Source organism: Candidatus Aquicultor sp., from assembly GCF_054640775.1.
This window is the reverse complement of the sequence record NZ_JBTSLF010000092.1, coordinates 1-10,838: the sequence shown is the minus strand read 5'-3', so window position 1 is coordinate 10,838 and position 10,838 is coordinate 1. Positions and strand designations below refer to the sequence as shown.

Here is a 10,838-nt window from a genome sequence, read left to right as displayed (position 1 = left end):
TGACAGCTCGCGTCGGCATCCTGCTTACTCAGCATAATCACTATTCTTAACCTGGTATCATCCGAAAGTGCATCAAACAACTGCACTAAAATCTTACTCGCCATTTTACACCTATATATAAATAGTTTTAAATATATTAAAGTATATCTACCACGCTTCTGTCAATGACAAACGGCTCCTGACTTCCAAATGTTCTTAAAAAACTGTATGCATTCCGTTTTCTCTAGCGTATAATAATCTGGAGTCGAACGACCATGCACTGTCTTAGCGACGGCCCAGGAGGCGTTCATGGAAAAGGTAGAAAACCACACCCAGATCGAGACCCCGGTTCTCAATGAAAGCTCGGCTTCTGCCGGAATTAAAACGCCAACAGAACTGAGTTCCAATATTAAAATCGCGCTGATCGTGGATTATATATTTTGGATCATGGTCGCGGTTGTGTTGCTCAGATTTGCGTTTAAGCTTATCGGGGCCAACTCGCACAACGCGTTCGTAACCCTGATCTATAACTTCACAAACGCCTTTGTAGGCATATTCCAGGGAATTGTCGGAAACGTGGCTTCAGGAACCATGATCATCGAGTTCTCATCCCTCATAACCATCGTTATCTTCTGGCTTCTCTACAAGGCGGCGCTCAGGCTTCTGGCTATTATGAAGTAGCCGGTTGCGGGGTTGTTGATTACCGTTAAAAACCGAGGTTTGGCTGGCTGATAAGCTCGACCCGTTTCTCTCCCGGAAGAACATCCAACAAATCCGCGATATCCCGTGCATTTTGCACGGGATAGGTGTTCATGCAGTTATTGAACATGAGGTGGATTTGGTCGGTATCACGCTCTAGCTGATGGATCTTCGGGACCCATTCCTCAAGCTCGTCCCGGTCGTACAGGTAGTCGAACCGCTCGGCGACCGTAGCATCTTTCCTGAACCAGTTCTTCGTGTTGCGACCGTGAAACCGGAGGTAGGCGATGGTAGTCGTGGCTTCGGCGATCGGTGGCATCGTCGAGCCCGATGTGAACTGGGGCTCGTCGACCGAAACGTAGGCAAGGCCGTTCTCCCGCAGAAACCGCATCGTATCTTCAAGTTCATCCCCACGCACCCAGCTGCTATGGCGGAATTCGACCGCGAGGCGATACTGCCCCATCCATTCTTGCGCCTGCAGGATATACTCTTTATTTTCGCCGTTTTTGATGAAATACGGCGGGAACTGAAACAGCACCAGACCAAGCTTTTTCGCAAGTTCCAGCGGATAAAGCGCCCGGTAAAACATACCAAATGCCTGCTTAAGCATATCGACGGGGGGCTCTTCGACAAACGGAGCCCCATAGTCCGGCGGTAGATGCACCGAGAGCGCCCGCCCCAATCGCTTCGTTTGCACTTTGTGCTTCGTCATCAGCCCGAACGCCTTGAAATGGAAGGTAAAATCGGTGGGGGTGCGCTGTGCGAAAAGCAGCGAGTTTCTCTCTGATGGGAGCGCATAATAGCTGCTATCGATCTCAACGGCGTTAAAGTGCCGCGCATAAAACGAAATGCGCTTTGACGGATCGATCCCCTGTGGGTAAAACGTCCCGTCAAATCCCTTATCCGTAAAGCTGCAAGTTCCAACGAAAAATTTAGTCACGCTATGCCTCCAGCCATATTATACCAAACAGGACTTTCGCCAAATCATCTTAGCGGGTATCCTAATGTAAGACTAGCTTAAACAAAGACTGGCGAGAACATCAGCCGGTGCGTTAAAATTGAGTCTGATTTACCGATTGGAGCAGCGTGAGAGTTTACCTGGATATTGAAACCTCGTTTTCGAATAAGTTAACCGTAATAGGGATGTTTATCGCCGACACCGGCAGCCTCATCCAGATGGTAGGGGATGCGATTACCCCCGGTGTCTTGCTTGAACATCTCGATGGCACAAAAACGGTCTACACCTACAACGGCAACCGCTTCGACCTGCCCGTGATCAACCAGTATTTAGGAGTAAACTTACGGCGCACACACGAGTCGCGCGATCTCATGTACGATTGCTGGAAGAACAACCTGAAAGGCGGGCTTAAGGCCGTCGAAAAAGCGCTTGGCATCAGCAGGGATATATTCGGGCGCGACGAGGACGACCCCAGGATTCTCTGGCGCAGATATCGCAGACATAGGGACGAAACTGCGCTCGAGCGCCTCCTCGCATACAACAAAGAAGACACGGTCAACCTCGTTCTTCTCGAAGAACGCCTGAAAAACACCGGCAACAGCGGGCAATCGCACGTCGAGGTGCAATCATACAAGAGGATAATGTAAATACTCCAAAAACAGGGAAAACCTGTTTCTGGCAACGTGCAAGTTGATACTTTCAAATCCCGTATGGTATAATCATGCTTGGCTATCAGGGTCGTTGAGCTGTGATATTGAGCACAGCTTTTCTTTATGTAGTCTCTGGAAATAGCCCGGATAAGGAGGGATTCCCGAGTGGCCAAAGGGGACGGACTGTAAATCCGTTGGCGAAGCCTTCGAAGGTTCAAATCCTTCTCCCTCCACAAAATTGCCAAAAGCAGGCAATTTTGTAGAGCAATGGAACAATTGACAATCGAACAATAGAGCTTTTATAGCATATGGAATATGGAGAAGCTTCAAAAGACGTTAACCGTGACATTGCGGTCCATTGATCCATTGCTCCACGGTTACGTTAGCTGGCCGGCTCCTGTGTAAAAGACAAACGAGACGGGAAATGTACGGGAGATTGTATTGCTTTATTTGCCCTAGCGTTTATTGCTCTATCGGTCGCATAGTTCATTGATCTACAACATTAGGTCTAAACGTGCCTCCTTGGCTCAACCTGGCAGAGCACTCGACTTGTAATCGAGAGGTTACCGGTTCGATTCCGGTAGGAGGCTCAACGCGAGATATGCAAGAAGGGTTTTAATATCTCGTAAAAGAGTTCTTTTATAATAGATTCAAAAAAAGAGGAATACTCAAAGTTATCCCGAATTAAAGACAAGGCACAATTCACCGGGAGAAACGGCGTCCCGGTACAAGCTTGACCGTAGTCTATTCGAAGTAAACGTTGTAGCAGAGACATAGGACACAGCGGGGATATGGCGGAAATCGAAGTAAATTTGAAACGTATGGTGAAATACGTTTGTTGTTTCTATTTTGCAATGCCCGATCCGAAGGCGGGCGGCCTGATAATGGCCGAGTACGCCAAGAAATTGCAGGAGTCGAGACTCGCACCTATTGCCGCCTGCTTGCCTGGTTATTTGCCATTCCCAGGTAGCCCCCGAGCACGGCCGTGCCAAGCGCCAGCAGCGACCAGAGAATAAACCAACCCGAACTCGATGCGATCAAGCTCGAAGCGGTGCTCAACTGCGGCGGGCCGATTACGACCCCGCCCTGGGCGGCGGCTGCGCTTCCCAAAATCCCAAGAGTAACGCTTATACCAAGAAGCGCCAGGATAGTGCCCAGCACCAGCGTCATCGCCCAGACCGCGACCCCGTGCACCATGCCAACACCCCTTGTATCTAGCGGCATAAACCTGGCCGCGATAAAACCTCCCAAAAACAACGCTATAATCGCGCTGATGGCCGTCCAAATACCGAGCCCGATACCAATCGAGCGTGCCGCGGTAAGTGTAGTAACGCTTCTGGTTGCAAAACCGAACGCGACCCCGATTGCGCTTAATACCAGCAGCGTAGCAAGTGCAGTTATGATACCGGCCCAAATCGGTCCCCAGCGAATGCGGTCATGAGCGACGACCGTTTCCGGGGCTTCAGCGATATTTCTCGGTAAACCGGCTCTCGCCCGCATCTCATTTTCTTCTCTCCTCGCCCGCGCCTCTGCCATCTCCATCACTCCCATCTGCCTTAAAATCGCCTGGCGAATAGCAACACTACATTTATGATACCCGCTTGTTTCAACTCCTACCGGACTGGAAGCTTTTCATGCAAATTAGAGGCCGACTTGGGGATAGAATGATTGCCGACTTGTGTTATCATTATCTAGGGTTTATCGATGTGGATATACCTTGGTCTGGGATGTAATAAGCAAATGGTGCAAGGAGATGAGAGGAAAGATATGATCCTTGTTAATAGGCGATCTGGTTTTATGCGTAGAGTTGTGGTGTTATTCGCGGGAGTAATTCCGCTTTTGCTATTTGGATTATCGGTTCCTGTGCTCGCAGCTGTAACCGATACCTGGGGTGGTTACCAGCATGATACGAGCCACTCCGGTCGTACCAGCAATATTGCCCCAACTCAACCGGGGATTCTCTGGGTCATCTCGCTCGGCACGAGCGGTAAGCCTTCGTCCCCGATAGTCGTGGACGAAGATAGCAATTTGTATGTCGGCGTTGATGTTACCCCGCTTAAAGAGTCCTCCTCGACGACATCCACCAATTCATCGAAGCGTGACGCATCCGGCCACTCAGGGTTGTTCACTTTTAGCCCCGACAAGAAAGTGCGTTGGGTATCAAAGCTCACAGGAAAGGTAACAAGCTCTCCGGCAGTCGGGAAAGACGCCGTTTATGCGGTTATCGGTACGACGTTGGCGGCGCTAAATAAGACCAATGGTTTCGTAAAATGGCAGGTGCCCCTTAACGGCGAGTCCCTTGGTGGCATCACGCTTGGTAAAGACGGCACTCTCTATGTCGGTACCGTAAAAGGTAAGACCCTTTATGCCGTTTCTAGCGACGGCAAGATCAAGTGGCAGTACACTGCCGAGGGGCAGATAGACAGCGCGCCGGCATTAGGAAACGATAACAGCGTTTACTTTACCGCACAGGACCAGTGCCTCTACACTCTTAATCCTAACGGTTCTTTTAAGTGGAAATATAAAGTTAGCGGAATAAGCGGATCAATCCAACTATCATCGCCCGTCTTAGCGCCCGATGGCACGGTTTATTTCGGCATGACAAGAGACGCGGGCTTACTAACCGAACAAGATGATAATCTGCGGTCGGCAGGGAATAAGCTGGAAAAAGGTCGTCTCTATGCATTTAAGCCAAATGGCGGTTTGAAGTGGTTCTACGAGGCAAAAGGCAAATCGGTAAATATGCCCGCACTGCAACAGGACGGCAATATAATTATCAGTACGACTTCTTTGAACTATACAGATGATAGGCAGTATTGGCAGGGCAACTGCTATTTAGAGGCTGTACTGCCTACCGGTGCACAGAAATGGATGTATGACAGCCCCGATAACTCGCATGAGGGACCGACTGTAATTGACGGCGCCGGTAATATTTTCGAGAGTTCAACCGATGGCTACCTGACCTGCACTACTAAGGGTGGTGCTATGGTATGGAGGGCAAAGGTTGGCGGCAAGGTTTCCATTGGGCCCAAGGGGATTCTCTATGTAGCGGCAAAGTCCTCAATTGGCGCGGTAAGCCAAAGAGATTTAAATAAAGAAGTAAAGCAAAGCGAACAAATAGGGGACGAATCCAACGGGGGCTCATCATACGGCACCTCATTACTCATCTATATAATCCCAATCGCCATCGCTGCTGGTATCGGCTATTTCTTTAAGACAAGGATAAGCGCAAGCACCGACGCCGATGAAAAAGAGAATTCAGAGGAATAGGATTAGTCTTTATCGCTAAGGTTATCCATTAAATGAATATCTTGACTAGGCTGTTTAAGGACACAACCTCGCGCGCAGATATTGTTGTGGCCTTTGTCCTGATCATTCTTATCGGGCTTGCGTCCAATCTTTTAGTAGCCAATCGCAATGATCAAAATGATAAGGGTGGTACGGCACAAGGATCGCAGCGCTCAGGCATGGCTAAAAATACCGAGCCAACAGTTATTGCCACCGCTCCCGTCAAGGGTCAATCGATGCCCTCATCTAACGAAGCCCAGCTGTTTAGTGCAGATATGGTATTTGAGGATCTGCACGGTGAGAGATGTATCCGCGGTAAGGCGCTTCTCAAGAAAATAGAAGTAGTCAATCCAAACCAGGTGCCGGATCAGGAATTCCTTGGATCATATACAAACAGCGCAGGTGGCATCGGGATGCAAATCTTAAGAAACGGGCGCGGAAAAGCGTTTAAAATGACGTTCGTGTATCAGAACGTCGGTGATGCCCCCGCTAAATACGACTCCGGCTGGAGGCTGCAGGGTCCGGAGTTGGAGAAGATAATAGCATCCTATGGAGATACCCAATTTACTTACGCGTACGGCCAGGTTCCCATTTGGAATAAGATTAGTACCGATCCGATATTTTTTGAATCCCATCTATTAAAGCCCGGCCATACGGTAACTGAAACCGTATGGTTTAGCCCATGCCCGCCCGTTAAAAAATGCCTCATCGGGGACTTCGAACTCCCTCAGGCCATCGAGATACGGCTGCCGTAACTGTTCATCGGTAGCTGATCATTTCTCTCGCGCCCCCACAACCCGACGTATATTGCAGCGCCTTCTACATCCCATAAGACGTAAGTCCTAAAAATTCCCAGTTACGTGCCGATACATATAAGGTATTTCTTTGAAATCCAGATAACGCTTGTTAAAGGCACGATTGGGTACAATGATAAAGAGACTGTTGCTTACAGTCGCCCTTATTGGTTCGTGTTTTGTTTCAGTGCCATACGCAGTAGCTAATGATTCTAATGATCCAACTACATGGGATACTTCGCAGCTCGTCGGACGCAACGCGTTCGATACGTCTTCGCAACAGACTCAAGTAATTAAGAAACTAACTAATATAGCTCTTACTGGAACATACGTCACCGCGCCGGGTAGGTGCAGGGGATGCCATGGATTCACCAACGGGGTTGGCTATAAAACCATAAATATCGGCAAGACCAACGACGGTTCGTGTGACTGGTGTCATGCGGATGGCGCGGGCTCTGCATACTTCGTCGTTATGGACAACGACGAACTCAATGGTTCTGAAAAAGGATCAGGTCATAGCCGTGGCTACGGTATTGCATCAGGTAAGTGGAGAGCGCCTGATGATACGTACCCCGCTTTTGCCGCCAAGTACTGGCGTGGGGGCATGTCGTGTCTCGACTGCCACCCGGCGCATCCTTTTCCGGGCCAAGGCATAAGGCATAAAGCTAAAGGCACACCATTTTACGAGGCCATAAACAGCGATTTCGATAACAATATTTTAATGAAGAACCCGGATAAGGAGTTTAACGTCGAGACCGGGGCCGAGATCTACGATGGAGACAAGGGGAATTTTTCTCTGTCTATCCCATACCCCGTCCAGGCCACTGTCATAAAATGGGACGGTTTTGAAACTAGCAGTTCGCCCAGTGCAGGTGCAGCTACTACTTACGGCAACGTGAATATGGTCAACCGGACGTGTATTGACTGTCATGATGGCGACGCAGGGCTTCACAATAACACCTCTCTAGTGTTTTCTGAAGAGCAGGCTTTAAGCGGCGATTATGGAATCAGAAGCTACGTTGAGGCGCACTCACATGACTCTCAGATAGACAGACTTACCGGAAAAGCGATATTCGACCCGGAAGACAAGCACAACAACGGACCTGATTGCAGGAGGTGCCATAGCGGCAGCAGCGATTGTGATATGTGCCACGGCTCCTCCGGTATGTCTCTAACTAAAAAGCCGTCCGCCGGCATTATAAACAATCTTCATGTTGAAAAGAACAGCGTCTCCTCGGATATAAATTGCTCGCCCGATTGTGTCAGTCTCGGTGTCTCCTGGCCCCATCGCACGTTAGCCTGGAAGATGTTAAAAGACGAGCTGTTCGGAGTCGATATCGACGGAGCACCTATTAGCCTCGGCCAAGTTAGAGTCCACCTTGTCGCCCAGCTTTCCCTTGCTTCGGAGCCGGCACAAGATCTCGACTCCTTATGTCTTGATTGCCATGGCCCAAAGGCCTGGAATCCTCAGGCCAAAGAAGCCTTTTTACATGGGCTCCCCTAAATCCCTGCCAGGCGGCATATCAATTACTTAAACGCATCCGCCTTAACAAGACCGCACACCCGACCGGTAATTTCAGGCGCAGAACAGGTTGAGCTGCTCATATGGTGCAGCATGAACACCTGCCCCTGAGCCGTATGGAATCCTTACCCTCGTCGGCTCTCGTCTTCTGCTAAGGGTATTACCTGCAGAAACGATTCATCAATCTGCGCTTCTTCTATCCAAAAAAATGAACTCATGCTGATCTAAATTACTACATTATACGTACCTACGATATCCTGTTTTGAAAAGGTATGGTAACGCGTTTCGCGTCTACTTATCGCCGGTATCAATAAGCAGCATCTCGAATTACCGGCTTTTACCAGCGGTGGGCATCATGGTAAAGACTGTCTCGGCTGGCCGGCGATAGGTGGTATGGATGAAAAGGACACTCGTTTTGATCGGCATTATAGTGATATCTGCGCTATCCTTACCGAGCGCACGGGCCATGAACGTTAACACAGGGATTGATTATGTATCAAAAGAAATCACCGGTAGCAGCTGGTCCGGTGTTGCTGAGGGGGTCGACAACGCCTACCCGGGGTTCCAAAGCAAAACCCATCCCTACGGCAAGTGGGATGACCCGGCTACTTTGGGCGCCGACGCATTTAACTACAATAACCCTCAAGACCATACACAATCACGCGTCCTGATGGTTAAGGGAGAGGGTGGTGCGCTGGCCGCGTCCGTTGCAGTGGGTGCGCACGGCGGGTATCTTACGACATCGCATAAGTGCCGTGAGTGCCATGCGTCGAACCGGTCTTCGGGCACATTTAAACTCACTAGGTCAGACGAGCGGTTCGATGCATGTGCGTGGTGTCATGGCGCCGGCGCCGGTTCGGGCTTTAATATTCAAACGGATAACGACCTTGGGGTTTCTAGGGAATACGAAGTAGGGCACTCGATGGGGTACGGTCTCGCCAGCGGTAAATGGAAGGCACCCGATGATACGTATCCGGCCTACACTCCAAGTTACTGGCTGGGTGGTTTCTCGTGTTTCGATTGCCATAGCGCGCACGCCAACCCGCAACGCCTTCTGGGTTTTTCTAACGACGGTGAAATAACATACCCAATCTACAACCCGGGGCACACTACTTTTACGTCTGCGATGAACCCACAAGGCGAGGTACAGTATCCGGCCGGGTCATGGCTGCTCTTAAAAAACCCCGACAGGGAAATCGACCAGGGTACCGGAGAAGAGATCTCCGATCGGGATATGAGTGCAAGAACCATGTCGATTGGCGGCAAACTTCAGCGGGCGGCCGTTAATAAGCAGGCGATAGATTGGAACCAGCCGATCGGTTTTCTCGATACGTCATCCGGCATGATGAAAAACGGCTTTCATATCAGCGAGTTTTTCGTTGATTGCCATGATGGTAACGCCGGCCTTTCTACGCAAAAGGTCGCTTTATTCTCTGAGGACAGGGCGTTGAGGAACTATAGCGAAGGGTATGAATTCGGCAACGGGCACGATTCAAACGAGCGCACGGACGGAATGCATTATGTGTTTGATTCCGAGGACGGCAAGAACGATGGGCCTACATGCAGGTCGTGCCATCGGGGATCAAGCGAGTGCAATATCTGCCACAGCTCGCCTTCTGATCTGCGAGGGAATAAGCAATGGCCGTCTAAGCCACTGGCGAGCAACATCAGTGCTTCGGCATCGAATTTTACCGCAAATTGGATTGGTTCAAAAACAACGACCATGCGTTCGGAAGATTGGCGGGCAGGTTCGAATGTCGCCATCTCTTCATCCTGCTGCGACGATGGTTTTAGTTGGCCGCACAAAACCATGGGCTGGAAGATGCTGAAAGACGGTCTCTTCGGCGTTGATTTTGATGGGGTAACACCGATAGCCCCGGGGGAATCCCGCACGTTACCAAGCGGCGCAGTTACCGAAAGCGTGCTCAACTCTTCTGAGAACAGCCAATCACCGACCCCACTTGCTTTGGTGAGTGAATTCGACCACTCGCAAGTTGCGGACGATCTCGACTCCGTGTGTCTTGATTGTCACAACCCATATGTCTGGAATCCTCAAGAGCAGACAGACCTCCTTCTTAAAGGAATACCGTAAATGCGAATGATTTCCTGAAAGGGGTTGGGATTGTTGGCCTATCAGTTACTATCATAAAGTGCTCATAGGGTTTTATTAGGCGATATGGTTTATATCCAAATTAGGACGGGAACAAATAAGTGTGCTACGCACCTATACTTTAGGCTAGCTCGACCTGGAAACCGGCATAGTCTACTAATGCGTGACACCAGCATCCTTTCGCTTACTATAGGGGAGTCCAATGCCTGAATTTGATATTATTTCGATTGGCGAATGCTTAGTCGAGCTCACTAGTGGAACGTCTCTTGCAGACACAGAGGTATTTCGTAAAGCCTATGGTGGTGATACTATTACCGCGATCGTCGCAGCTTCGAGGCTTGGGTCGAGGACCGGCTATATAACCAGGGTCGGCGAAGATCATTTTGCGCCGTTTTTGCTGCAGGGGTGGCTTAATGAGAGAATCGACCTATCGCTGGTTAAAGTGATCCCAGGGTTTAAGAACGGCGTGTATTTCGATGCGGCGTTCATGGGAGGCGGTCGGGAGCTTGCCTATTATCGTGAGGGGAGCGCCGCTTCGACGTTGTCCGTCGATGATATCAAGACCGAGTATATTGCCGCAGGAAAATGCCTGCATGTTTCGGGGGTAAGCCAAGCAATCTCTGAGACCAGCCGTAGCGCGGTCTATGAGGCGTGTCGACTTGTTAAAGAAAATAGGACGGGCGAGGTGTCGTATGACCCGCATTACCGCTCTGGTCTTTGGGAAGCTGAGGAGGCGAGGGTTGCGTTTCATGAGGTATTGCCCTTTGTGGATATCCTTTTTCTTAAACACCCTTTTGAATCGGAAGAGCTGACAGGTATAACAGATCCGGATCTGCTG

At 50.0% G+C, this 10,838-nt stretch carries 9 protein-coding genes and 2 tRNA genes; 9 read left to right on the top strand and 2 right to left on the bottom strand.

Annotation, left to right across the window (positions count from 1 at the left end):
- Positions 1-288 precede the first annotated feature (288 nt).
- Positions 289-660, top strand: coding sequence for a hypothetical protein (locus tag ACYC56_RS08725; protein WP_461373795.1), 372 nt, complete (start codon positions 289-291; stop codon positions 658-660).
- Between the two features lie 25 nt (positions 661-685).
- Here the strand turns inward: ACYC56_RS08725 and ACYC56_RS08720 are convergent, their stop codons facing one another.
- The gene (locus ACYC56_RS08720) at positions 686-1,618 is read right to left on the bottom strand and encodes a DUF72 domain-containing protein (RefSeq protein ID WP_461373794.1); all 933 of its coding nucleotides are present in this window, start codon (positions 1,616-1,618) and stop codon (positions 686-688) included.
- A gap of 146 nt (positions 1,619-1,764) precedes the next feature.
- Between ACYC56_RS08720 and ACYC56_RS08715 the strand changes: the two genes are divergently transcribed.
- From ACYC56_RS08715 to ACYC56_RS08705, 3 genes are all read left to right on the top strand, one after another.
- Positions 1,765-2,283, top strand: a complete 519-nt coding sequence (locus ACYC56_RS08715) for a ribonuclease H-like domain-containing protein (protein ID WP_461373793.1) — start codon at positions 1,765-1,767, stop codon at positions 2,281-2,283.
- A gap of 154 nt (positions 2,284-2,437) precedes the next feature.
- Positions 2,438-2,519: transfer RNA gene (locus ACYC56_RS08710), tRNA-Tyr, on the top strand.
- A 283-nt stretch (positions 2,520-2,802) separates the two neighbouring features.
- A tRNA-Thr gene (locus ACYC56_RS08705) sits at positions 2,803-2,876 on the top strand.
- Positions 2,877-3,213: 337 nt separating this feature from the next.
- Here ACYC56_RS08705 and ACYC56_RS08700 read toward each other — a convergent pair.
- On the bottom strand, positions 3,214-3,822 hold the full coding sequence (locus ACYC56_RS08700; protein WP_461373792.1) for a hypothetical protein: 609 nt from the start codon (positions 3,820-3,822) through the stop codon (positions 3,214-3,216).
- A 261-nt stretch (positions 3,823-4,083) separates the two neighbouring features.
- Between ACYC56_RS08700 and ACYC56_RS08695 the strand changes: the two genes are divergently transcribed.
- The 5 genes from ACYC56_RS08695 to ACYC56_RS08675 all read left to right on the top strand — a co-directional run.
- Positions 4,084-5,556 carry an outer membrane protein assembly factor BamB family protein gene (locus tag ACYC56_RS08695; RefSeq protein ID WP_461373791.1) on the top strand — a complete coding sequence of 491 codons (1,473 nt, stop codon included), beginning with the start codon at positions 4,084-4,086 and terminating at the stop codon, positions 5,554-5,556.
- Positions 5,557-5,588: 32 nt separating this feature from the next.
- On the top strand, positions 5,589-6,329 hold the full coding sequence (locus ACYC56_RS08690; RefSeq protein ID WP_461373790.1) for a hypothetical protein: 741 nt from the start codon (positions 5,589-5,591) through the stop codon (positions 6,327-6,329).
- Positions 6,330-6,501: 172 nt separating this feature from the next.
- Positions 6,502-7,872, top strand: a complete 1,371-nt coding sequence (locus ACYC56_RS08685) for a hypothetical protein (RefSeq protein WP_461373789.1) — start codon at positions 6,502-6,504, stop codon at positions 7,870-7,872.
- Positions 7,873-8,287: 415 nt separating this feature from the next.
- The gene (locus tag ACYC56_RS08680; RefSeq protein ID WP_461373788.1) at positions 8,288-9,982 is read left to right on the top strand and encodes a hypothetical protein; all 1,695 of its coding nucleotides are present in this window, start codon (positions 8,288-8,290) and stop codon (positions 9,980-9,982) included.
- Positions 9,983-10,202: 220 nt separating this feature from the next.
- Positions 10,203-10,838: sugar kinase (locus tag ACYC56_RS08675; protein WP_461373787.1), on the top strand; the 636-nt coding region annotated here is incomplete at its 3' end.